The following is a 24,510-nucleotide window of genomic DNA, read 5'->3' as shown; positions in this document are numbered from 1 at the left end:
AATGACAGCCCTATTTACAATAACGATGCAGCCTGGAAGCAAATGGTCTGCTCATGTAGGAAGAGGAAAATCCATTACATTAAAGGCAACAGGGGATCGAGCCAATGTGTCGGCATTGTTCTTCCATGCACAAGATCCAGCGGAACGGTACAACATGCCGGATACGCTCAAAGCCCAACATACCGCTTTTCTGACAAGAGGCAATATATTGATGACGGATCAAGGGAAGGCGCTTGCTTCCATTACGGAGGATTCGGTAGGGTGGCATGATCCTTTATCGGGATATACAACCCGAGAGGGTACGGATGAAAAGTATGGGAAGACGACATATCAGGAGCAGCGCAATGACTGGCTGAGAAGCGGGGAAGAGAACTTCAAGGTTGAAGTGTTCCGGAACAATCTGTTGCCACGCGATATCGGGGTTCCGGTCAACTTTTTCTCCAAAGTCGTTTGTGAGCTGGACGGAACGATGAAATACACACTGCAGGAAACGTCAGCACGCTCGGTGACTATTCGTACAGAAATGGATATGCTGCTCGTGTTATCGAACACACCTCATCCACTTGATCCTTCGGGACAATACCCGGACGCATCGATTGTTGTTTCCGTGGCAGATGCCGAACCTGTCTCTGAGATGGACCCTTGTGTGCTGCATTGTGCAGAGAACCGGAGAGCCTTTGAAAATACGTGGAACGCATATGCTTTGCTGAAGGGAGCCAACTAATATGAGTACATTTCAACCTGTCCAGAGTCCATTACTGACCGAAAAAGCCATGTATGAGCAAGTCATCACTGCGGGTGATGGCTGGATACATGATTTGCTCCCAGGCCAGGTTCTTCGCATAGTTGATATGGAAGGCAATCAAGCTGTTGATACGCTGTTCTATTCCACGGAGGATCCGTCAGATCATTATAGTGCAGTGAGAACGATTACCCGCCAGGGCAATCTGTATTTGACAACAGGTTCAACGCTGCTCGCTGAATCAGGCCGAGAATTGTTGCGTATTACAGCCGATACCTGCGGAAGGCATGACACCATCGGTGGCGCATGCTCCGCTCAGAGCAATACCGTCCGATATGCTCATGATAAATTGCCCATGCACAACTGCCGTGACACCTTTATGCTGATGCTCTCTCAGCGGGATGAATTCACTAAGCGTGACCTCGCCCCAAACGTCAACTTTTTTATGAATGTGCCGGTGACACCGGAAGGAGAGTTAACCTTCGCTGATGGTCTATCTGCACCGGGTCGCTATGTTGAACTCCTTGCTATGGCACCGGTAACCGTGCTGATCAGTAACTGCCCGCAGTTGAACAATCCTTGCAATGCCTACAACCCAACACCAGCCAAAGTCCTTATATGGGATGCAGAAGGAGTGAGCGCCAATGTTTAATAAGGTACTGATTGCGAATCGAGGTGCCATTGCGGTACGCATTATTCGGACTTTGCGTCAGATGGGTATCTCCAGTGTAGCTATCTACACGAAGGCAGACCGAGACAGCCTTCACGTTGAGCTTGCGGACGAGGCGGTACTGATTGGAGAAGGCCCTGCTAGAGAGAGTTACGTGAACGCCGAATTGGTACTCCAGACAGCAGCAGAGACAGGGGCAGATGCGATTCATCCCGGGTACGGATTTCTGAGTGAGAACGCAGCTTTTGCCAGAGCGTGTGCTGAGCGAGGTATTACGTTTATCGGTCCCTCTCCTGAACATATTGAGATCTTCGGCTTGAAACATACGGCACGAGCAATGGCTGCAGAAGCTGGAGTACCCTTACTGCCGGGCACAAGCCTGATACAATCTCTGGATGATGCGGTTCAACATGCTGGAATTATCGGTTATCCTATAATGTTGAAATCCACTGCCGGTGGTGGTGGAATCGGCATGCGGGTCTGTGAACACGAGGATGTGCTTAGGGAGGCATTTGAATCCGTAACACGTTTGGCATCCGCCAATTTTAATGACGGGGGCGTGTTCATTGAAAAGTATATTGCACGTGCACGTCATGTTGAGGTTCAGATTTTTGGTACAGGTAATGGTGAAGCAGTCGCTTTGGGAGAGCGTGATTGTTCGGTGCAGCGGCGAAATCAGAAAATCATTGAAGAAACCCCTGCGCCATGCCTGCCGGATGTAATCCGGCAAGAGATGCATGAGTGTGCCCGCAGACTGGCGATTTCGGCAGGTTACCGTAACGCGGGAACCGTTGAGTTTCTGTACGACCCTGATGAGCAGCAGTTTTATTTTCTCGAGGTGAACACCAGACTTCAAGTGGAGCATGGGGTGACAGAAGAGGTACTTGGCATTAATTTGGTGGAATGGATGGTCAAGGAGGCAGCTCACGAGAGCCATTCATTGAACATTACGGTTCCCGCACCAACAGGACACAGTCTCCAGGTACGTCTGTATGCTGAGGATTGCATGAATGATTTTCGGCCGAGCGATGGACGCATTGATGCCATTCACTGGCCTGATGACGTGCGAGTTGAAAGCTGGATTCAGCCTGGATTGAACGTAACTACGTTGTATGATCCGATGCTGGCCAAATTAATTGTGCACGCGAGCACGCGTGTTGAAGCTATAGACAAAATGAAGAATGCTCTTCGTCAGCTTAGGGTATATGGTGTCACCACCAATCAGGCGTATATTGAAGCATTTCTGGATAACGATGTCTTCGCTAATGGGGAAGTATATACCCGAATGCTTTCGGGCTTTAAACCCATGGAGCATGCGATCGAAGTTCTGGACGGAGGCGTTCAGACGACTGTGCAGGATAGTCCCGGCAGAATCGGCTACTGGGATATCGGCGTTCCGCCGTCCGGCCCGATGGATCAGCTTGCCTTCCGCATTGGCAACAGACTGCTTGGCAATGACGCACAAGCGTCCGGACTGGAAATGACGCTGCGTGGGGGAACTTATCGATTCAGGGATGAAATGACCTTCTGCCTGACAGGAGCAGATATGAAAGCCGAACTGGATGGCGTCCACGTGGAACCCTACACACCGACAAATGCATCTCCTGGTGCGGTGCTGACTCTGGGTGAAGCCAAACAGGGAATGCGAACGTACCTGCTCGTATCCGGGGGGCTCGACATGCCGATCACACTTGGCAGCTCAGCTACCTTTACATTGGGAGGATTCGGTGGGCACCGGGGGAGTGCGCTGCGAACGGGTGCAGTTCTCCGCGTACATGAAAGAGGAGGAAATGCTCCGGTTCTGCTTGCTCCGCTCAGTACAGAACGCAGACCACAATACAACAATGAATGGACGATTGGTGTGATACCGGGACCTCATTGTACGGACGAATATGTTCTTCCGGCTTATCTGAATCAGCTGACGGAGACGACATGGGAAGTGCATTTCAACAGTTCCCGAACAGGTGTCCGATTGATTGGTCCGGCCCCGCTGTGGGCAAGAACCGACGGTGGAGATGCAGGACTGCACCCTTCCAATATTCATGACAACGCCTATGCCGTCGGTGCACTGGATCTGACAGGCGATATGCCGATCCTGCTCGGTCCGGATGGTCCCAGTCTTGGCGGTTTTGTCTGCCCGGTGACAACGGCCACCGCTGAATTATGGAAGCTGGGTCAACTCAGCCCTGGTGATAAAGTTCGTTTCAGACTCATTACTGTTGAGGAAGCCGAGCAGTTAAGAGCAGACCAAGAGTTGTACCTGCGGGAACTGGACGTTCCGCATGAGTTACCGGTTTTGGTCGAAACATCAACTGGTGAGTATATGCCGATTTTGGCCCAAGCGGTGGAAGGCAGACGTTTCTCCATTACGGTACGCTGCTCTGGTGATGAAAATATTCTGGTCGAATACGGAGAACGCGAGTTGAACTTGTTATACCGATTCCAGGCATACGTACTTATGGAAGCAATCAAGGAGAATGGAAACATTCCATATATCGAACTGACTCCAGGCATTCGCTCTCTGCAAATCCACCTGGATGCTTCCCGTATGACGGTAAAAGAAGCGGCGGCACGGATCATGGAGCTGGACCTGCAGCTTCCTGAGCTGGAAACCATTGAATTACCTTCACGAATCGTTAAATTACCATTGTCTTGGGATGACCCAGCGACGCAGCTCGCCATTGAGCGATATCAGCAAAACGTTAGACCTGATGCACCTTGGTGTCCCAGCAACCTGGAGTTTATCCGACGTATGAATGGACTTGGTTCGCTGGAAGAGGTAGCGGAAATTGTATTCAACGCCTCGTATCTCGTCATGGGACTTGGTGACGTGTACTTGGGAGCACCTGTTGCCGTACCACTGGATCCGCGCCACCGTCTCGTAACCACCAAATATAATCCTGCACGGACATGGACTCCGGAAAATGCCGTAGGCATAGGCGGCGCTTACCTCTGCGTGTATGGCATGGAAGGCCCGGGTGGATATCAATTTGTCGGTCGTACAGTGCAAATGTGGAACTCGTTCAGGGAAACAAGCAATTTCGAGGCAGGAAAACCTTGGCTGCTGCAGTTCTTTGATCAGCTTCAATTCTATCCTGTTACGGAAGCTGAGCTGCTGAAAATGCGTGAAGAATTCCCGCGAGGAGGATTTGAACTTCAAGTAGAGGAAACCACATTCCATCTGGGGTCCTATCTGAACTGGTTGAAAACGATTGAGAACGAGTCCGGAACTTTTCGTCAGCAGCAGCAGAGTGCATTCCAGGCTGAACGAAATTACTGGAAGGAACTCGGTATTGCCGAGTACGTATCCGAACCTGAAGCAGCGGCAGCGCTGGAAGAAGTGGAGATGCCGGAAGGGAGTCTGGGCATGAGCAGTTCAATGTCGGGTAGTGTATGGAAGGTGCTGGTTGAGCCTGGCCAGGAAGTGCGAAAGGGAGACACTATTATAATAGAAGAAAGTATGAAAATGGAGTTTCCGCAGCTCGCTCCAACGGATGGAATTATTGCTTCCATTTACGTTTCGCCCGGTGATCAGATCAAATCGGGAGACTGGATTGCTGCCATCATTCCAACGATTAAGGAGGAGGTTGCACGATGACGGTAAATGCCATCCCGAAAATGATGTCGATCAGTACTCTGCGTACAGGATATCTACGAGGAAGCTTCACACCAGCGGAAGTGGTGGAGAGTATCATCGAGCGGGCAAAGGATACGGAGGATTACCATGTCTGGATCACGCCGCCGTCTAGGGAACGAATTACGCCGTACCTGGAGAAACTTCAACACTTGTCCATTACCGAATACCCGCTGTGGGGCATTCCTTTTGCCATCAAAGATAACATTGAGGTTCAAGGGTGGCCGGTAACGGCTGGTTGTCCTGAGTTCTCATCGGTTTCGGAACAACATGCCGTTGTTGTTGAACGACTTATTGCTGCAGGTGCCATACCTGTCGGTAAAACCAATCTGGACCAATTCGCCACAGGACTGGTCGGAACGAGAAGTCCTTATGGGGAGACATGTAACGCATTGCGGCCCGAACTGATCAGCGGAGGATCCAGTTCAGGCTCGGCCGTAGCGGTGGCGCTTGGGCAAGCAGCGTTTTCACTTGGGACAGATACCGCCGGGTCAGGCAGAATTCCGGCTGCACTGCATGGTCTGGTTGGTTACAAACCTGCAGTAGGCGCATGGCCTTCCGCTGGTTTGGTGCCTGCATGCCGCAGCATTGACTGCATTACCGTGTTTACCCATGACCTCGAAGATGCTGTTTCCGTTGACCGGATCGTACGAGGCCCGCACGCCGAAGATGCTTTCTCCAAAACACGTCCTTTGGAACCAACCCGTGCACCTGCCAAATGGTTATTACCCAAAGGTGAGCTAACTTTCTTTGGTCCCTTTGCAGAAGCATACGAGACGACTTGGCAAACCGCCAAACAAGCCTTGCTGCAGTCAGGAGTACATGTCGAAGAGGTCGATATATCCATGCTGCAAGAGGCCGCAGCGCTTCTGTATGAAGGACCGCTTGTTGCTGAACGATGGACGGATCTGGAGATGTTCGCCCAGCAGCATCCAGGAGCGTTGTTTCCTGTAACGGAGAAAGTGCTCCGAACAGGCAGCAAGGAAACATTTACGGCTGCTGCACTATTCCGGGCACAGCACCGACTAGCTGAAATTCGGCGAAGCACGGCAGAATGGCTGCATAACGCCGTTCTTGTATTGCCAACCTGCGGAGGAACATGGACAAGAGAACAAGTGCAGCAGGATCCGATTCAAACCAACAGCCACATGGGATTGTACACGAATCATTGCAATTTGCTCGATTTGAGCGCCATTGCTGTTCCGGCAGGCAAGGTTGCAGAGGATATGCCATTTGGAATAACCCTGTTCACATTGCCTGAGCAGGAAGCTTCCATGGTTGAAGCGGCAAGAATACTTGAGCCGCATCACAAACGTCTTTTGGTTGCTGTCTGCGGACTGCATATGAGAGGTATGTCACTGGAACCCCAGATGACAGGGTTAGGAGCCTTTTTTGTGGAGGAAACCCGAACCGCTCCAGAATATCGTCTGTACAAACTGAACACAAGTCCTGCAAAACCGGGGTTAGTAACTTCCCTTGAAGAGGGGACATCCATAGATCTGGAACTGTGGAGCATGCCGCTATCCTCCTTTGGTTCATTCACTGCAGCCATTCCTGCTCCATTAGGTATAGGGAAAATTAAGCTTCAGGACGGCAGGTTGGTATCCGGATTCATATGTGAAGCTTCGGCTGCTCAGGATGCGGTAGATATGTCTCATCTCGGAGGATGGAGAAACATCGTTGCTGGTGATGCAGTAGGCACGAAATAGTGGTTTTTGTTTACGGAGGATAAGTAAGGCTAAAATGTTGATTAATCATTCATGGGTCACATCTCACATTAGAGTCGCTATTTTTAGCGGCTTTTTTTGTATAGCTTTCTTTTTTTGTTTGAACATTATAGGGATATTAGTATAGAAAAGAGAGAGTGACTTTATTTAGAAAACACATCTTCAAACTAAGGAGTATTCATAGTATTTATTATGTAAACTTTCATTATTTATATTGATAACTGATTCTATACATTCTACAGATGGTAGACCCCAATCTATGGATTTGATAAATACACTGGGGGATATATTCCTCTCTATACATTTTGAACGATTAACATGTCTGCGCCTTATTGAATTGTTGAATAATCATATTCAAATAGTTTAAGAACCTTGAGATGGTATCTAAATCAAGTGAGCTAGCAGCCTCATTTTCCAAAAAATTTATACGATCATTCACAAAATGAATAGAAGTATACACATTAAACATAAGGACAGCGGTTTCTTCTGAAATAGAGGTAACAACACTTTTTCATCTGCGTAAGAGGAATAGGCAAACATATGAGACAAATGAGATAACTGATATTATTTCATTTGTTGCATAATAGGATCAGGCGTTTCGTGGATTATCTATAGCTTGAATAGGAGGAATGAAGAATGGAATATGTAACATTAAATAATGGGGTACAGATGCCGATTCTCGGATATGGAGTTTATCAAATTCCAGATCAGGACGAATGTGAAAAATGTGTGCTAGATGCGATAAGTGTTGGATACCGTTCCATTGATACGGCACAGGCTTACCGGAATGAAGAAGCAGTGGGTCGTGCCATCCAGAAAAGCGGTGTGCCGAGAGAAGAATTCTTCATTACGACGAAAGTCTGGATATCCAATGCAGGTTATGAAAGGGCGAAAGCTTCAATTGAAGAGTCCCTGAGAAAACTACAGCTTGATTATCTGGATTTGCTTCTGATCCATCAGCCGTTCAGTGATTACTACGGAACATACCGGGCTATGGAGGAATACTATAAGGCTGGTAAGATCAGAGCCATCGGGGTAAGCAATTTCTATCCGGATCGATACATCGACCTGGTACAGTTCAGTGAAGTAGTACCTGCAGTCAATCAGGTTGAGACACATGTTTTCAACCAACAGAATAAGGCGCATGACATTATGAAGAAATACAATACGCAGATTGAATCGTGGGGTCCTTTTGCTGAAGGAAGAAAGGAACTGTTCACGAACGCTACTTTGCAAGAAATTGGGGATCAATACAATAAGTCGACAGCACAAGTCGCTCTGCGCTTCCTCATTCAACGTGGTGTGGTTGTAATTCCGAAGACGGTTAATAAAGATAGAATGGTACAGAATTTTAACGTTTTTGATTTTCAATTAACCGCTCAGGATATGGAAAAAATAGCTGCTCTGGATACAGAAGAAAGTGCATTTTTCTCTCACTATGATCCGGAAACCGTTGAATTTTTGACGGACTACGCCAAAAAAGGGTTGGAATAAAGTTGTAATATATGTGTACTAGTGGTGACCGTCCAATTGGACGGTCTTTTTTTAGCTTCTGTGATAGCGTGATTCTGACGGGGAGAAGTTTATTATTCGAATTAGTACCAATACTACATATCCAAGGGGATGGTGAAAATGAAGTTACAACACGAATTTTCCAAACCAATTTACCAAAATATAGATCTCATATGTGACTTCATGGGAAAAAGTTCGGATTTTGTTGTTCGCGAGATCACCGTTGGCAGTTACCACGCGGCCCTTTTTTATTTGGACGGTATGACAGACATGCAGAAGATACAGGATAACGTAATTCGTCCGTTGCAGGAGACTTCTGCAGAAGAGTTAAGTTTATCTTTCCTAAAAGATAGCGTTCTTGACGTTGGTGAAGTAAGTTTCTCTGACAACATTGAAGATGCGTTGGAACAGATTCTATCAGGCGGACTTCTCCTGCTAATCGACGGGATGGGGGAAGGGTTAGTCGTTTCCATACCTGGTTGGGAAGAACGCAGTATAACGGAATCGAAGACGCAGCCTGTGATCCGAGGTCCACAAGAATCGTTTACGGAGAATCTTCGTACCAATACAACGATGGTCCGTCGCCGAGTGAAGGACACAAGAGTTCGGCTAACAAACGTCAAGGTTGGCGAAAAAACAAAGACAGACATATCGGTCATGTATATGCATGGAGTTGCTGATGATGAATTGGTACGAAACATGATATCCAGACTGAAAAATATGAAAATGGATCGCGTGCTTGAAGGGGAGTACCTCGAAGAATGTTTAGTGGAGAACAAGCAATTGACCATTTTCCCTATATTTTATAATTCGGATCGCCCAGACTCTATTGCAGCAGGTGTGATGGAAGGAAAAATCGCGATATTTATCGACGGAACTCCCTTTGTCATCCTTGCGCCTGCAGTATTTGTTGATTTCATTCAATCCGCGGAGGATTATTATCAATCCTTTATTTACAGCAGCATCATTCGAGTCTTAAGGTACATTTCCCTGGCAATATGTTTGCTGGCTCCAGCTATATATGTGGCACTAACTACATTTCATCAGGACATGATCCCAACGGTTCTATTACTGAGTTTATCTGCGCAACGTGAAGGTGTACCGTTTCCTGCATTTGTTGAGGCGATGATTATGGAGGTCATATTCGAAATCCTGAGAGAAGCAGGTCTACGAATGCCGCGGACGGTCGGTCAGGCCGTTTCGATTGTTGGGTCCATTGTCATCGGCCAGGCTGCTGTAGAAGCTAACATCGTTTCGCCCGTTATGGTCATTGTTGTTGCCATTACAGCGATTTCAAGCTTTGTGATCCCGTCCTACACCATGGCTATTCCCATCCGGATATTAAGGTTTGCTTTTATTGGAATAGCAGCCATGTTTGGCGTATACGGATTGACGGTTGGCATTCTTATACTCCTTGTGCATTTGAATAGTCTTCATTCGTTCGGTGTGCCGTATATGAGCCCCATAGCCAATTTTCAATCGTCGAAACACAGCGATGCCGTACTGCGGTTTCCTTTTAGGAACAAAACAAATCAAAACAACAAACCAAAGGAGTAAGCCAATGAACTCGTACCGATCCACCATGTCTACATTGCTAGTGTGCATCTTGCTTATGGTCATTGTTACGGGTTGTTGGAATAGTAAGGAGTTAAACGAAATATCCGTTGTGATGGCTATGGGTATTGATACCGTAGATGGCCAGTATGAGATCAGTCTGCAAGTGGTTGATCCGTCTCAAATGTCTCGTAATCGGGCGATGGAACGGTCACCTACAATCGTTTTTTCCAGCCGTGCAAACACGCTGTTTGAGGCCCTCCGAAAACTCACGACGGAATCATCAAGGAAGATGTATCTGTCTCATCTAAAGTTTGTAATCTTTGACGAAGATACAGCAAAAAAAGGAATCAAGAAGCCGCTGGATTTTCTGTTCCGTGATCATGAAGTGCGGCCTGATTTTCATTTGGCTGTTGTCAGAGGCAGTTCGGCTAAGGATGCGGTTACGTTTGTGGCTCCAACCGAGGTTTTACCTGCAATGGATATGTATAAAGCTCTTAATGTGTCTGAAAAGACATGGGCACCCACTTCCGCGGTCAATGTCAAAGACATTCTGCAGCGTCTAAAGAAAGATGGCATTGAGCCGGTCTTGACTGGCATTCGACTGAACAATCTGGACAAAGGATTGAATGTGGATAATGTGACCAAGTCACCACAACATGCGAATTATTTATTTACCGGCATTGGTGTCTTTCAGGGAGACCGTCTGATCGGCTGGATAGAAGAATCCAAAAGCAAGGCGTTTACCTACATATCAAACCGTGTTTCCAGTTCTGTAGCCTCCATCGGATGCCCAAACTCAGAAGGGAAATTTGCTTTTGAAATCATACGTAACAACGTCAGGATTAATCCGGAAATAAAAGAGAGTGAACCGAGTATCTCTCTTGTCGTGGAAACAGAAGCGAACATCGGAGAGGTTGAATGTGATGCTGACCTGAAGGATGAGAAGACATTTAATGAGTTTCAGGCAGCAGCCAGAGAAGAACAAGAACAGATCCTGAAGGAAGGTATTGAAAAAGCGCAGCAGATTGGCTCCGACATATTCGGATTCGGGGAAGCCTTTCATCAAAGATTCCCTCGTGAGTGGCACCAATGGAGAGGGGATTGGAAGCAGAAATTTCAAAAGCTTGAGGTCAAGTTGGATATTCATTTCCATTTAAACCGGGTTGGGAAAATCACCAATCCCATCGACGCTGAACCGCAACATTAGGAGTGAATGTATATGCTGTATGCGGTACTTATCATCTCGATCCTGACCATGTTTTATGAGTTTCGTCAATTGAAGGAGAAGCACCATGTGCGTGAAATGGTAGTTAGCTCCATTTTGTTCGCCGCAGGAGCGATATTGATCGTTCTGAAAATCGGACACGTTGAACTACCGAGTCCGTTAGCGGGTATCCGGATGATATTTCAACCGGTAAGTCAGTACATTGCAAGTATTTTATCTTAAAGGGGGGACGGGAGTGGGTAGCAAGTTAACTGTTCGACAAGCCATCACATGGTTTGTGTTGTATCAGATCGGAAGTGCATATTTGGTGCTTCCAGCTGCGATAACTTCTGTTGCTAAACAGGATGCTTGGCTTTCTGTTCCGATTTCCCTGGCATTTCATTTGCTTTTGATACCGTTATACACTTCCATCGTCAGGCAAATGAAGGGCAGAACCTTCGTTGAGTATCTCCGAAATGTCTTTGGTCCCTTGGGCGGGACCATAAGTATAATTTTTATATTTGCCTTTCCCTTTTTGGAGTGCATCATGACACTTCGAAATCTGGGAGACTTTGTCACGACCTCCATTATGCCCGAAACTCCTTATGATGCCGTATATTTTATTATGCTCCTGGCAGTCTATTTTGCAGTTCGCTCGGGTCCGGTTGTTATCGGGCGTTGTGCGGAGATTCTTATCTTTTTTCTTCTGGCCCTATACTTGTTGGTTAGGATCACACTTTTTTCGGATGCAGATTTCAAAAACCTTCTTCCTGTTTTGGAAAACGGACTGAAGCCTGTCGTTCTCGCATCCATTAATCTGTTTGCTTTTCCTTATCTGGAGGCGGTATTGTTTCTTTTCTTTGCCCATCACTTCCCTGATCCGAAAAAGTGGAGAAAATCGGTGATCGTAAGTGCTCTGATTAGCGGAGCTATGTACTTTTTCATGGTTATGCAGATCATCGCTGTGATCAGCGCTGGTGTCGTGGCGGACTTGACGTTTCCTACTTTTTTTATTGATCGGACGATTAGTATTGGTGAGTTTCTTCAGCGATTTGAAATCATCCTTGCCATTGTTTGGTTCGTTACGATTTTCTTTCGACTTGCATTGCTTCTATATGTTTCAGCAGAAGGGCTTGCAGAAGCTTTTCGTCTTCGAAGCATGAATTCACTATTCATTCCTTTGATACTGATGGTGTTGGCCATGGCTGATTTTATCTGGCCCAACGTTTCATATATCATTGAAATAAATCAGATTTGGCCTTACTACGCCATGATCTTCGGCATTGGGTTCCCAATCGTGCTCTGGTCGATTAGTAAAATGAAGGGTCCATTGGAGTCTATCAACAAGTAGCAAGACCCTGGATTCAATGTAAAACACCCTGATTGTGCAGATAACCACAATCAGGGTGTTTAAGTATTAGAAACAGCTGAAGGAGCTAATCCGCTGCAGGTCAATGCCGCTGTACACCCAGAAGAATCCAGTCCAGCGGAAGCCGGCTACCGAATTTCTGCCGACAAATACCGGGTACATCCAGAAACCGGGACCGCGATTCGGCCAAATATAAGTGTAGCGGAACAGACACCCGGATATTGCTCTTGGATCTACCGCATATAATGAAGGCGACTGCTGTGGAACAAATGAAGGAGGCGGTCCGGGAGGGGGCTGCACACCTTGCGGTCCACCGCCTCCACCTCCGGGGAACGGGGGAGGACCTGATGGACCTCCAGGGCCTCCAGGAAACCCAGGTCCGAAAATTCCACCAGGACCGCCTGGTCCACCAAACCCACCACCAGGTCCAAAGGGAGGTAAAAATGTCATACATCATCACTCCTGTTCATTAGTCTAAGGTATTGTATGTAGGCACTTGAACAGGGGAATGGGTTGAAGCCCATGGATGCCGAAATTTTGTAGGCTGTTCGGTTTTATGGAATCAACACTCTTGTCCTGAGTATTGAGCTTAACGTATAGTATCTAATTGCTGGGCAATTCATTAGATGGGTAGGTTTTCCGTGGCATCTACATTGAAGGAAGAGAAATTATACATCAATTTGATTCGTATACTAGGAACTTTGCTCTTGGCATTATCCTACTATTATGAATATACCAATCAGGCTGCCATCAGCTTAATTGGTGGGTTTCTTGTATTGTTGCTGTACATGGTCTTAATCTGGGCGGAGACAACGTGGTGGAATGAAGTGAAGTATTATGTTGTTTCAATGATGATCATCTCGATTATTCTTGTTCTCCACTATGTTTTTGACTCACCACATACCACATTACTATGGCCGCTTTACTTTATTATCCTGTTGATGAATCGAGTGTATCCCCGTGTTTCGCTGATTATGGGCTTAATTACGTTATCTTGTATTGCTTGGGTAAATACGTTGTCTCTGAGTACGATCTTAGGACTGCTTGGCGTGATGCTTGTTGCTCGAAGTATCAAAATTCGAAGAGATGCTCATCTTTTGACAACTCTTCATCTTAAAGAACTAGATAGAGCACATCAGGAGCTGGAGGTAGCTCATAAGGAGCTTCAGGAAGCGACTGTACATTCGATACGTTATGCAGCGTTGGAAGAAAGGACAAGACTTTCAAGAGAAATTCACGATGGACTCGGCCATCAATTAACATCACTAATCGTACAATTGCAGGCGCTACAGATTATGCATGTAACTGAACCTGAAAAGGCTTCGGATTCCATCAACCAGTTACTTGGCATTGCCCGTCAAGCCATGGCCGAAGTACGAGTAGCTGTTAAGGAATGGACCAACGACGAAATGGGCTTGGGAATCGTTGCACTCAAAGGCCTGGTCTCTCAGACACAAGGTAGATCTTCCGTGCAGTTCAAATTCAATCAAAACTCGGAGTTATCCGAGTTTTGATTGAAACGAGTATTGTGCTATATCGAGTTCTACAAGAATCGTTAACCAATATCCTTCGTCATTCAGATGCAGATCAGGCCTGGATTGATATTGATGAAGCTGGTGACAGAATACAACTTACAGTCACAGATAATGGCAGAACTGAAAAGGGAGGAGCAGGACATTTGGGTTATGGGTTAAATGGAATCATAAAGCGATGTGAAGAGTGGGGCGGAAATGTTTCTATTTCATCAGTCGAGCCACATGGTTTTCGTGTAAAAGTTATGCTCCCTGTTGAGCGTATAGCTATTGTGGAAGAGAAGGAGTAATGTTTATGAAAGATGTAATTCGGATTGTGCTTGCTGATGATCAACCTTTTATCCGACAAAGGTTAAAATACATCATAGATTCTCAAAGTGATATGGAATGCGTGGGGGAAGCGAGCAATGGGAACGAAGCTTACCACATTTCAATGGAAATGAGTCCCGATATTGTATTAATGGATATTCAGATGCCGCATTCATCGGGGCTTGAAGCAACTCAAAAAATTCTGCATGATAATTCAAAAATTAAAATAGTGCTCTTAACCACCTTTGATGTGCAAACCTATGTTATCGAAGGTATACGAGCTGGCGCAGTAGGTTACTTGTTAAAGGACACGGATATGAAGGAAATCCTTGAAGGTATACGCTGGGCATTTCAAGGGAATGCGATCTTCAGGACACCAACGGCCAGCAAAGCACTGGCTGAAGCTATCTATAGTGATGGAAAACCCATACAATCAGGGCAAGTAACGAATTCGTCAGATTTGCTGACAGAACGCGAGTTAAATGTGCTGCAACAAATGTCTTACGGCCGCCGTAATTCTGAAATTGCTGAAATTCTATACATCTCCCAAGGTACAGTCAAAACTCATATCCATCGCATTCTCCAAAAACTTGAAGTTGAAGATCGTACTCAAGCTGTCGTTTTGGCAATACGAACAGGGATGGTAGAGTGACCAGTGAAGTAAAGCAATATATAGAAAGACCGGCGAGAGTTGAGCCGGTCTTTATTGATTTTATGACAAAAGTCAGGTTGACTGGTGACATGTATATCTCTAGATAGAGCTATTGCAAAACCAAAATCAATCGCTAAGTGGATGTGGGGTATCATAAAATTCTTTACTATTGAATTATAAGTTCAAAAAAACTTCATTGCATAAGTGCATGAGATGACAATAGGAGGAAATATAATGAACATCACAGTCCAACAGATTATTGTAAACACACCAACCTGGGTATGGATGCTCTTAGTGGCTTTATTTATACTGGGCATAAAAAATTCACAGGAAAGAGCGGTTAACATGGCCAAGATGTTTGTTGCCCCATTAATATTCATGATATGGGGTCTGTGGACCATAACGACATCATTCTCTCATATCGGTCTAACCTTAACGAGTTATGTTATCTTTATCGTTCCTGGCTTTCTGATTGGATACGTCCTGAACAAAAACTTTCAAGCATTTTATATCAAAAATTCAACCTTTTATAAGAAGACAAGTTATCTTCCTCTGGTGATCGTCCTGCTTAACTTTGTAGTTAAGTATGGTCTGAATGTCATGCTGGTCTTCTATCACAGTGATCTTTTCCACGTGGTATACTCTTCTGCGAACGGATTAACTGTCGGTTTGTTCTTTGGAGGAATAGTGTATACCATTCTTATCAAATCAGAAATAAAGAATTCGAAAGTAGTAGCGTAAATATTGTTGGGAGCAATTATCAATAAGCATCGTTCAGAACATAGACTTTCCTTTCACAAAAGACCCATTGACTAACTGGAGAAACGTAAAAACACCTCATATGAGGTGTTTTTTTATTTGGAAATTTGCTGTGAACCGAGAAAGAAGCCACTCATAGGCTAATTTTTAAATGGTGTTGACACGACACCTTTTGGTGTCATATAATCAATTCGACACCAAAAGGTGTCTGATTAGAACATTTCACAAAAATATATAGCGACATTAAAAACAAATCCTCCGTATCATCCGTGTTCCGATACAGCAGATTGGAGGGAAGTGGCGTGAGTGAGAACCAAAGATCACGTGATGTATTTGATGCCATTGCAGATCCAACCAGGCGCCGGTTGATGCAGATGTTAACCGAAGAAGAGGAGGTACCGCTTCATGAATTAACCTCACAATTCGAAATGGGACGGACAGCGGTATCCAAGCATCTGTCCATTCTTAAAGAGGCGAATCTGGTCGTTGACCGAAAAGTCGGCAGGGAAACGAGGTATAGGCTCAATGCTTCACCATTACAAGAAGTTCAAGATTGGGTGGCTTTCTACAGCAAGTTCTGGAGTATAAATATGATGCGCCTGGACCAACTATTAAAGGAGGAAGAAGAATGAGTTTAACATTGGAATTGGACTATCAGTATGCGACGTCGGTCGAGAAGCTCTGGTCAGCCTTAACGGATTCAAGCAAGCTTGCCAAGTGGGTAGCCAACATTCATACCGGTCAAGGAATGGAGAATGATTTCAAACCAGTGGTTGGTCACCGTTTTCAATTTCGAACGCAGGCAACGGAGTACTGGGACGGAATTATTAAAGGAGAAGTCCTGATCGTAGAAGAACCACATTGCCTCTCCTATACCTGGGAAAGCGGAGAGAAACATACGGTTACGTGGACATTACAAGATTTAGGAAACGGTACAGTAAACCTTCACCTTGAACAAACCGGAATTTCCAATCCTCAAGCACTGGCTGGTGCCAAGTATGGCTGGAGTAAATGGTGCGAAGGGCTTGAGAAGCTTCTGGCATAATCTAAGGAGGGACATCGATGTTAAAAGGTGAGAGAAATACAAAAATTGATCCCTATTTCAACAAGCTGAAGAACTGGAAAGAAGAATTCGAGCTGCTGCGGGAGATCGTTCTGGATTGCGGGCTGACAGAAGATTTTAAGTGGATGCATCCCTGTTACACTTTGGACGGCAAAAATATCGTTTTAATCCATGGTTTTAAGGAGTATTGTGCCCTGTTGTTTCACAAAGGGGCGCTGCTAAAAGACCCTCATGGAATCCTGATTCAGCAAACGGAGAATGTGCAGGTAGCACGTCAGCTTCGGTTCACCAATGCTCAGACGATTCAAGAAATGCAGTTGATCATCCAGGATTATATTGAGGAAGCCGTTCAGATTGAGAAAGCGGGTCTGCAAGTTGAACTAAAAAAGCATGACGAGTATATCCTGCCTGAGGAATTAGCCAACAAATTTGTTGAGATACCCGATCTGAAAACAGCTTTCGAAGGACTGACACCAGGACGCCAGAGAGCATATATCATGCATTTTTCTTCACCCAAACAATCCAAGACCCGAGAGTCGAGAGTCGAAAAGTACATCCCGCATATCATTGATGGGAAAGGGCTTAATGACAAGTAATTGAGTGTTTGTGGGCATAAAATGCGTCACACCATAAGTCGCTGATATAGCGGCTTTTTTGTGTTTTTTTTAAAAATTTCATGACTGTACTTTTAAGGTTTGTCAGGGGATACAACGGGTAACAAGAACGAAAAAAAGCAATACTAACAGTCATAACTAATGCGAAAAATTTGTCAAGTTGGTGATTATTAATATAAACTATATTTTATGAGTTCTTATCCAAGGAGGAAATTGAATGCATCAAAGAAAGAAAGCAAAATCGAATAAGGCAAGAATTTTTTCAAAAGTTGTATTGATCATCATCGGGGCTTTTATTACGGCATACGGGCTTGAAGCCATTTTGATCCCCAACAATGTCTCGGACGGTGGTGTAACGGGTCTGAGTATCGTTGGTTCACAATTGTTTGGATTGCCGCTGGGGATGCTGATCGGTATAATCAATATTCCTTTTGTGTGGCTGGGATATAAGCAAATAGGTAAAAGCTTCGCTCTCTATTCCATTATCGGTATTGCTTCACTCGCAGTAAGTACCAGTCTGATGCACCATGTACCTACAATTATCGAAGGGGACACCTTGCTGGTTACCGTTGTCGGCGGGATTATCATCGGTTTCGGTATGGGTCTGGCACTTCGTAATGGCGGGGCGTTGGACGGAATAGATATGCTCGCAGTACTGCTATCACGAAAAGTTCCTTTTGGTACCAGTGATCTAATCTTGTTCCTAAACATGTTTGTATTTATCGTCGTTTCATCTGTGTTTGGTCTGCAAGGGGCCATCTTGTCAGGGCTGGCTTATTTCATTGCTTCCAAAGTGATTCATATCGTTGAAGAAGGCTTGAGCGGTTCCAAAACGTTTAAAATCATCACCAATCAACCCGAAATCATGGTCGAAACTATTCGTGACCGTTTAGGTCGTGGAGCAACCTATACGGATGCTTATGGCGGATACTCTAATGAACAATTTAAAGAAATCACTTGTGTAATCAACCGTATGGAAGAGAGCAAAATTAAAGAGATCATTCATGAAATTGACCCGAATGCTTTTGTAGTTGTGTATGATGTAGCAGAAGTGAAGGGCGGCAGCTTCAAAAAGAAAGATATTCACTAATACTTAAGCATGATGTCATGACATAAACACATAAACATAGATACAACAAAAGGTCGCTAATTCTAGCGACCTTTTTTTATTGCTTTTTATATTTTTTATTCTCAAACGTCAATTACAGGCTTCCGATCCGCTTCAAACAGAAACAAGTTTGTGCAGCCTCAATAAAGGCATTTGAAAAGCAACGTCCAGAGCATTTTGGAAGCGGACAGGAAGGACCGCTTAATATCGTAATGGTTTACCTTTTTCAGACAAAAAGAAAATAAAGAAGGCAGAGACTGTTGTCCCTGTCTTCTTTGCGTTTAACCTATTTTGCTGCCAAATTCATCTCGACACACATGAGTATGAAGGCACCTGCCCCGTGCAGATCGTTTTCACTGGTTGGCCGAGCAATATAGTGATCATAGTCGCCGATTCCCGTGCCAATACAGATATTACCGATGATAACGTTTCCATTTTCGTCAAACTGTAGTGTATCAATAACGCCTTGGTAACCTTTCCATGCATATTGCAAATATTTAGGGTCCAGATAGCTGAATCGAACGGCTTTGGCAATGGCATGAGCAAAGAGAGCCGTACAGGAATTCTCATGCCAGTTATCCGGATGATCTCCTTTGTCGATGACTTGATACCATAATCCGGTGGCGGGATCCTGGTAATTGGTCAGAGCTATCAGCAGATCCTGTACGATCGTTACGAGTTTATCTTTGTCCGGATGATCCTCAGGCATGTATTCGAACATTTCAAGCAGTGCTACCGGATACCAGCCAATGGCCCGGCCCCAGAATTCCGGAGCAAGACCCTTAACAGGGTCAGCCCATTTGGCTTCTTTTGTCTCATCCCATCCGTGGTAGAGCAAGCCAGTGACAGGGTCTTTTGTATGCTTTTCCATAAGCAGCGCCTGATAGGTCATCATATCGATGTAATCGCTCTCACCGAATGTTTTGGCGAATTGCACCGCGATCGGTCCAGCCATATATAAACCGTCCAACCACATTTGGTTCGGATAATGTCCCTTATGCCAGAATCCGCCTGATGCATTAGTGGGCCAGGATTTTAGGAGAGGAACTAAGGTGTGAAGCGCCTTTTTGTACCGTTCATCTCCCGTCTGTTCGTAGAGAGTGAAGAGAAGAACACCGGGCTGGATGTCGTCGAGTTCGTCAGACTTAAACTTTTTGATGCTGCCATCCTCCAGAATCTGACTATCGACCCAACCTTTCAAGTAATCATAGAGCTTTTGTTCTCCGGTTTGTCGCCAACTTTTCTCCATCCCGGATAAAAAGACACCCTGATGATAATGGAATCGGTCTGGCGGAAGATGCTCCGGCTCGAATGTATCCATAATGGCCTCACAGGCTTTTAACGCCCATTGAATTGGCGTCAAGGTAGATGAAGTGGTTTGCATGTATCCTTCCTCCTTGGTTGGTTGTACTCCCATTTTACCAACAGATAATGTACATGATTTGCGGAAAATGCCCATTTCTTCTTATTTCTTGCGATATAATATAAACATCCAGGACGGAACGGAAGGGAGCATGACTTTGATGGGGAATCTATACTTTGAAAATTCGGAGAGTACATTCCTGGTATCCCACCGAAAAGCATTAAGCCATCATATGCCGGTAAGCCATTTTCACAGCACATATGAAATCTATGTGTTGATGTCAGGGCAGCGGGAGTTTTTCATTCAGGACCGGACGATTACCATCGCGGAAGGTGACGTGGTTATTATTTCTCCCAACGTTCTTCATCGCACGACCAATGCGGAACGGCCAAAGCATGAGCGGCTTATTATTAATATGCATGCCCAGTATTTTTCGGTGGACGGTTCCCATGAAGAAGTGCTTCAACCTCTGCTTCAGCGGGATTATTTGATATTGAAAGGTTCCCTGCGCAGTAGAGAGCTGATCGATATGCACACAAGAGCCATTATGCAGGAGATGAAGGAGCGAGGAAGCGGCTTCGAATTGTATGCCCAGACACTTGCCGTGCAGCTGCTTATCATGTGCTGTAGACATTTCAAGCCGCATGATGCGGAACCGCTGGCATCGCCAAGTCCCATGCATGAGCGTATTTCAGAAATTGTCCGTTATATTAACGACCATTACATGGATGAACTGTCGCTTCATTTGCTGGCAGATCAGTTCTATATCAGTCCTTATTATTTGAGTCGATCGTTCAAAGAAGCGACAGGATTCGCTTTTGTAGAATACGTCAACAGTGTGCGAATCAAGGAGGCAAAAAAGCAGCTTGAGAGCTCAAACCTCAAGGTCAATTTGATTGCGAGGAAGGTTGGATTCGGGAGTGTAACCCATTTCGGCCGGGTATTCAAAGCCGTCACAGGCCATTCGCCATTGCATTATCGAAGGAAAGGAGACTGAATTTCATGCATAAGCTTCGCTCTCTTATGGAACACTTCTGTAGTGCGAATAAACAGCACTGATTCCATTTTTGGGGAGGTGAGATGTATGAGCAAACCGGATAACCGTGAAGACAATGTGCAGCATTTGCAAAATGCAGTTCAAAACACAATCGAAAATTACCGGGAAGCCGAGGATTATCTTGAAGAATTCGGTGATGAAATTCCAGCTCGGGAAAAAGGTCAGATTGAGGAAAAAAATGAGCGCCGTAAACATAGCATTTCCGGATTCCGTGAAGAAATTCAAGATGAATCCAAGCATCAGCAAAACTCATAATGTGGAGACTATTTCGGTGTTGTAGGAGGGTTAACAGATGACGAATCAGGATCCACAAGAACTTCTTAAACAAAAACACGAGCTGGACGAGCATAAAAGACAGTTCACCAATTTTGCCCGAAGCGTATCAGGGCAGAGCGAAGTAGAAGCCGGGCAAGAGTTCAGTCATGACCGGCAGGATGACGACCAAAACCGCATGAAATCTGTTGAGAACAAGCGTGCTTAACAGATGAACCCCGCAAATAAGCTGATCCATTATTGGATCGGCTTATTTGTTTCTTTACATTACTTTTATTCGGTTGTGATTCTCACCTGGATTTCCGTCAAGAATTGATCGGAAACGATGGTATCCCGATTATCAATTTCATAAATTTCAAAAGGATCTCCAGATATGCTCAGCCCTTGTTCGCTTGCATACGTAATCACGTCCAGCATTTTCTCGTGACTTTGACGATAATGACCCCGATAGTAGAGTGACAAATAATCACCTGCAGGCAGCGAATAATCTGGATCAATTCGTTCTGCTTCATCCGAATTAAATATAAAGAACACGGAATTAAATACATCTTTTACACCTTGCTTCAAGTCTTCAAGAGAAACTGATGCCCCGTATAACTGATTCCCAAAATCCAACACGTGACTATTATGTTTCTTGTGCAGCTTCTTAACCGCATAATCCATCTCCTCATCCCTGGTGATCCGTGTATTCCATTGCAGACAAGGTCTATTGGGGTAGGTTTTGATGGTAAAAACACCTGTCTTGATCTGTCTCGCTTCGGTCAGTACCTTGATTCGGCTCTGAATGATCTGCTGGTTCATTTCAAGCTTGGCAACCTGCGCCTGGATCAGCTGTTGTTCCTTGAACAACAATTCAAGCGTATTTTCAACACTTTGATCATCCAGATACGCTTTAATCTGTTGCATGGTGAAGTCTAGCTGACGCAGGTCGCGGATGATATTCAGTTTATACATATCTTGAAGACGATAAAGGCGATATCCGTTGCTATCCTGCGCAGGAGACAGTAATCCCAATTTCTCATAATAACGCAGCGCATCAACACCTATGCCGTAGAGCTTTGCGATTTCATTGATTTTATAATCGTTTTTCATGGTTTTCCCTTCTATCTGCACTTATCTATTCAATGTGTACACGTAAGAGTCGGAGGCGCCATACACTTCCTTATACAATACGTTTCGAACCGTTTCAAACTCACTAGAAGTCAAAGGGGCAGGATAACTCATGATCTGAAGAGGCAAGGCACGCTGCCCCTCACGAAGAGCCGGCTGAACATACGGATAATCTTCCAATTGAAATCCCAGTCGTTTATAGAAACCTATTCTTCTTCGTTTCAGATCATCCTCAGGCAATTCAACTTCCAATACAACGGGTATATCCGACTTCTTAATGAAACGTTCCATCATCCGTCTGCCTATACCGCCACCGCGAATGGCTGGAGAGACGGCTACATTCTCAATATACCTGAATTTTTCGAACTCCCATCCAGCGAGGAAGCCAATCACTTCATTTTGATCGTTCTTCTCAGTAAATAGGTGATAACGTGGATTAGCCAGCAATCTCTTCTGGTGTGCGTATTCCCGGTACTCTGATTCAGGAAAAGACTGCTTCATAATTTCAAATACTTGATCAAATGGATCAATAAACATTATTATTCCTCCTGATTCGTAAAAACCATATCTGCTATGGATTACGATAAACCCTGGTACAATACCAGAGTCAAGCCAGCTGGAATACCTGTTCTAAAGGGTACACTTCAAATCTATACATTAAATCGGCATCTACATCCTCAAAATGAAACGTCATTTTTTTCCAAGCGTATCAGTTGTTTGAAGGCGAAACACATTGTCTATTGAATGGAGAATGCCCATGAGCGAAATAAGGATGACTGACACTGGAATATTCCCAAAAATGAATGCAGCAGTAATGAAAGCGGTGGTCTACGATACCTATGGAACGCCAGAGGTCCTGCGAGTAAAAGAGGTAGATGTTCCGATGCCGAAAGACAATGAAGTATTAATTGAAGTACATGCGACTTCGGTGAATTCCTGGGATTGGGATCTTCTTCGCGGGAAACCATTTGTTAACCGCATAGGTGCGTTTCGTCACCCACGTTACCCGATTCTTGGTGCAGACATTGCAGGGAGGGTTATCAAGGTGGGACCCGCTGCCAAACGATTCAAACCGGGCGATGAGGTGTTCGGAGATTTGTCCGGCTGTGGCTGGGGAGGATTCGCGGAATATGTGTGTGCGAATGAGAAGGCGTTGACTCCCAAGCCAGCGGGAATCACTTATGTGCAGGCAGCATCCATTCCCCAAGCGGCCGTTCTAGCTCTGCAAGGAATTAGGAAGCATGGGAACCTGTTAAAGGGAGAACATGTTCTAATTAATGGAGCTGGGGGCGGAGTTGGGACGTTCGCCATTCAATATGCCAAATTACAGGGAGCAGAAGTAACTGCGGTGGATCGTGGTGAGAAGCTGGATATGCTGCTTGAATTAGGCGCCGATGACGTTGTGGATTATACCAAAGAGGACTTCACAGCGAGTAGAGCAGCATATGATTTGATTCTTGATGTTGTCGGCAACCGATCTGCTTTTGCGTTGAAGCGAGCGTTAGTGAAGGGGGGCACCTATGTCATGATCGGGGGCCCTATGCCGCATATCTTGCTTAACTTAGTATGGAGCCCGTTCGTTTCTTGGCTGGAAAAGAAGAAATTAACTCTTCTTATCCATAAACCGAACCATGGAGACCAGACCATCTGGAAGGAACTTGTTGAATCAGGCCAGGTTACTCCACGTATTGATCGGGAGTATGCTTTGAGTGAAACATCTCAGGCCATTCGTGACTTAGGAGAAGGTAGGGTAAACGGAAAAGCTGTTGTCAGCTTGAAGAAAACTAAAAATGATGATTAATGATGGCAGTATGATGTCACAACGTTTTTTCAAAAGACAGGAAACAAGCATTTTATGTTATAAGAGATTTTTCATCATAGTTAATAGCAGAGTAAAATGACCAAGTCGCGATTTCTGCGACTTTTTTTTATTTTTTAGGTACTGCTTTCGAATGTTTGAACGTGTACAAACAAATAAAAATTTGTATGTTGGGAGGATTTTATCTGTATGGACAGGTTCATGGGGCCAAGTTGCTCTGGAGGAAACTTACCTGTTGCTAAAATGGCATTCTATTGTACAATATTTTCGCAACGATTAGTTTAAGGTGAAAGGGAAGTCTTGTAGATCAGGAGAGGTTGATGAAGTTTGATTAAACGAATTCAATTCAAACCCGGAACGTTCAGTCGGTGGGCTCATGGCATCTCATTTAAACAAAGAGTTCGATTCGCCTTCTTAATTATGATAACGCTTGCAA

The 24,510-nt window shown here is 45.1% G+C and carries 25 protein-coding genes; 21 read left to right on the top strand and 4 right to left on the bottom strand.

The genetic code is table 11. The annotated features are described in order from the left end of the window. The first annotated feature begins 1 nt into the window (after nucleotide 1). From CHH60_RS04350 to CHH60_RS04310, 9 genes are all read left to right on the top strand, one after another. Nucleotides 2-724 carry an urea amidolyase associated protein UAAP1 gene (locus tag CHH60_RS04350; protein WP_095358092.1) on the top strand — a complete coding sequence of 241 codons (723 nt, stop codon included), beginning with the start codon at nucleotides 2-4 and terminating at the stop codon, nucleotides 722-724. A 1-nt stretch (nucleotide 725) separates the two neighbouring features. Continuing rightward, a complete protein-coding gene (locus CHH60_RS04345; protein WP_095358091.1) occupies nucleotides 726-1,394 on the top strand; it encodes an urea amidolyase associated protein UAAP2 in 669 nt (222 codons plus the stop codon). Next, nucleotides 1,387-5,010 carry an urea carboxylase gene (uca, locus tag CHH60_RS04340; RefSeq protein WP_095358090.1) on the top strand — a complete coding sequence of 1,208 codons (3,624 nt, stop codon included), beginning with the start codon at nucleotides 1,387-1,389 and terminating at the stop codon, nucleotides 5,008-5,010. Before CHH60_RS04345 ends, uca begins: the two co-directional genes overlap by 8 nt. Continuing rightward, nucleotides 5,007-6,755 (top strand): allophanate hydrolase, encoded by a 1,749-nt coding sequence (locus CHH60_RS04335; RefSeq protein WP_095358089.1) that lies wholly within the window; start codon nucleotides 5,007-5,009, stop codon nucleotides 6,753-6,755. The genes uca and CHH60_RS04335 overlap by 4 nt, the downstream gene beginning before the upstream one ends. Nucleotides 6,756-7,409: 654 nt before the next feature. Continuing rightward, the gene (locus CHH60_RS04330; protein ID WP_095358088.1) at nucleotides 7,410-8,267 is read left to right on the top strand and encodes an aldo/keto reductase; all 858 of its coding nucleotides are present in this window, start codon (nucleotides 7,410-7,412) and stop codon (nucleotides 8,265-8,267) included. Nucleotides 8,268-8,405: 138 nt separating this feature from the next. Continuing rightward, on the top strand, nucleotides 8,406-9,842 hold the full coding sequence (locus tag CHH60_RS04325) for a spore germination protein (RefSeq protein ID WP_095358087.1): 1,437 nt from the start codon (nucleotides 8,406-8,408) through the stop codon (nucleotides 9,840-9,842). Nucleotides 9,843-9,846: 4 nt separating this feature from the next. Continuing rightward, a complete protein-coding gene (locus CHH60_RS04320; protein WP_095358086.1) occupies nucleotides 9,847-11,049 on the top strand; it encodes a Ger(x)C family spore germination protein in 1,203 nt (400 codons plus the stop codon). 12 nt (nucleotides 11,050-11,061) lie between these two features. Beyond that, nucleotides 11,062-11,289: a hypothetical protein gene (locus CHH60_RS04315; protein WP_095358085.1), complete on the top strand. Its 228-nt coding sequence runs from the start codon at nucleotides 11,062-11,064 to the stop codon at nucleotides 11,287-11,289. Between the two features lie 13 nt (nucleotides 11,290-11,302). Continuing rightward, on the top strand, nucleotides 11,303-12,397 hold the full coding sequence (locus tag CHH60_RS04310; RefSeq protein WP_095358084.1) for a GerAB/ArcD/ProY family transporter: 1,095 nt from the start codon (nucleotides 11,303-11,305) through the stop codon (nucleotides 12,395-12,397). Between the two features lie 66 nt (nucleotides 12,398-12,463). Here CHH60_RS04310 and CHH60_RS04305 read toward each other — a convergent pair whose 3' ends face one another. Next, entirely contained in the window at nucleotides 12,464-12,865 is a 402-nt protein-coding gene (locus CHH60_RS04305) for a transporter (RefSeq protein ID WP_095358083.1), read from the bottom strand. A 191-nt stretch (nucleotides 12,866-13,056) separates the two neighbouring features. Between CHH60_RS04305 and CHH60_RS04300 the strand changes: the two genes are divergently transcribed. From CHH60_RS04300 to CHH60_RS04265, 8 genes are all read left to right on the top strand, one after another. Next, nucleotides 13,057-13,929, top strand: a complete 873-nt coding sequence (locus CHH60_RS04300; RefSeq protein WP_176475974.1) for a sensor histidine kinase — start codon at nucleotides 13,057-13,059, stop codon at nucleotides 13,927-13,929. Next, nucleotides 13,926-14,237, top strand: coding sequence for a sensor histidine kinase (locus tag CHH60_RS04295; RefSeq protein WP_176475973.1), 312 nt, complete (start codon nucleotides 13,926-13,928; stop codon nucleotides 14,235-14,237). Before CHH60_RS04300 ends, CHH60_RS04295 begins: the two co-directional genes overlap by 4 nt. 5 nt (nucleotides 14,238-14,242) lie before the next feature. Beyond that, the gene (locus CHH60_RS04290; protein WP_095358641.1) at nucleotides 14,243-14,908 is read left to right on the top strand and encodes a response regulator; all 666 of its coding nucleotides are present in this window, start codon (nucleotides 14,243-14,245) and stop codon (nucleotides 14,906-14,908) included. Between the two features lie 234 nt (nucleotides 14,909-15,142). Next, nucleotides 15,143-15,649 (top strand): DUF6622 family protein, encoded by a 507-nt coding sequence (locus tag CHH60_RS04285; RefSeq protein ID WP_095358080.1) that lies wholly within the window; start codon nucleotides 15,143-15,145, stop codon nucleotides 15,647-15,649. 320 nt (nucleotides 15,650-15,969) lie between these two features. Further along, nucleotides 15,970-16,299, top strand: coding sequence for an ArsR/SmtB family transcription factor (locus CHH60_RS04280; RefSeq protein WP_095358079.1), 330 nt, complete (start codon nucleotides 15,970-15,972; stop codon nucleotides 16,297-16,299). Beyond that, on the top strand, nucleotides 16,296-16,712 hold the full coding sequence (locus tag CHH60_RS04275) for an SRPBCC family protein (protein WP_095358078.1): 417 nt from the start codon (nucleotides 16,296-16,298) through the stop codon (nucleotides 16,710-16,712). Before CHH60_RS04280 ends, CHH60_RS04275 begins: the two co-directional genes overlap by 4 nt. Before the next feature lie 17 nt (nucleotides 16,713-16,729). Next, on the top strand, nucleotides 16,730-17,326 hold the full coding sequence (locus CHH60_RS04270) for a YdeI/OmpD-associated family protein (RefSeq protein ID WP_095358077.1): 597 nt from the start codon (nucleotides 16,730-16,732) through the stop codon (nucleotides 17,324-17,326). 235 nt (nucleotides 17,327-17,561) lie between these two features. After that, nucleotides 17,562-18,434, top strand: coding sequence for a YitT family protein (locus CHH60_RS04265; RefSeq protein ID WP_095358076.1), 873 nt, complete (start codon nucleotides 17,562-17,564; stop codon nucleotides 18,432-18,434). Nucleotides 18,435-18,738: 304 nt separating this feature from the next. On the opposite strand, the gene CHH60_RS04260 is transcribed toward CHH60_RS04265, so the two are convergent. Beyond that, entirely contained in the window at nucleotides 18,739-19,836 is a 1,098-nt protein-coding gene (locus CHH60_RS04260) for a glycoside hydrolase family 88/105 protein (RefSeq protein ID WP_095358075.1), read from the bottom strand. Nucleotides 19,837-19,975: 139 nt separating this feature from the next. On the opposite strand from CHH60_RS04260, the gene CHH60_RS04255 reads away from it, so the two are divergent. From CHH60_RS04255 to CHH60_RS04245, 3 genes are all read left to right on the top strand, one after another. Continuing rightward, entirely contained in the window at nucleotides 19,976-20,812 is an 837-nt protein-coding gene (locus tag CHH60_RS04255; protein ID WP_095358640.1) for an AraC family transcriptional regulator, read from the top strand. 87 nt (nucleotides 20,813-20,899) lie between these two features. Further along, complete coding sequence (gene tlp, locus CHH60_RS04250) at nucleotides 20,900-21,127, top strand: small acid-soluble spore protein Tlp (RefSeq protein ID WP_095358074.1); 228 nt, start codon at nucleotides 20,900-20,902, stop codon at nucleotides 21,125-21,127. Nucleotides 21,128-21,164: 37 nt separating this feature from the next. Then, nucleotides 21,165-21,353: a hypothetical protein gene (locus CHH60_RS04245; RefSeq protein ID WP_095358073.1), complete on the top strand. Its 189-nt coding sequence runs from the start codon at nucleotides 21,165-21,167 to the stop codon at nucleotides 21,351-21,353. Nucleotides 21,354-21,418: 65 nt separating this feature from the next. Here the strand turns inward: CHH60_RS04245 and CHH60_RS04240 are convergent, their stop codons facing one another. Together CHH60_RS04240 and CHH60_RS04235 are read right to left on the bottom strand one after the other, a co-directional pair. Continuing rightward, nucleotides 21,419-22,237 (bottom strand): MerR family transcriptional regulator, encoded by an 819-nt coding sequence (locus CHH60_RS04240; protein WP_095358072.1) that lies wholly within the window; start codon nucleotides 22,235-22,237, stop codon nucleotides 21,419-21,421. Between the two features lie 21 nt (nucleotides 22,238-22,258). Then, entirely contained in the window at nucleotides 22,259-22,792 is a 534-nt protein-coding gene (locus CHH60_RS04235) for a GNAT family N-acetyltransferase (RefSeq protein ID WP_095358071.1), read from the bottom strand. Nucleotides 22,793-23,054: 262 nt separating this feature from the next. Between CHH60_RS04235 and CHH60_RS04230 the strand changes: the two genes are divergently transcribed. After that, nucleotides 23,055-24,056: an NAD(P)-dependent alcohol dehydrogenase gene (locus CHH60_RS04230; protein ID WP_095358639.1), complete on the top strand. Its 1,002-nt coding sequence runs from the start codon at nucleotides 23,055-23,057 to the stop codon at nucleotides 24,054-24,056. Nucleotides 24,057-24,510 lie beyond the last annotated feature (454 nt).

The organism is Paenibacillus sp. 7523-1, assembly GCF_002276415.1.
In the GTDB taxonomy this organism is placed as follows: domain Bacteria; phylum Bacillota; class Bacilli; order Paenibacillales; family Paenibacillaceae; genus Paenibacillus; species Paenibacillus illinoisensis_A.
The sequence above is the reverse complement of the archived record's forward strand: the minus strand, read 5'-3'. Positions and strand labels throughout refer to the sequence as shown.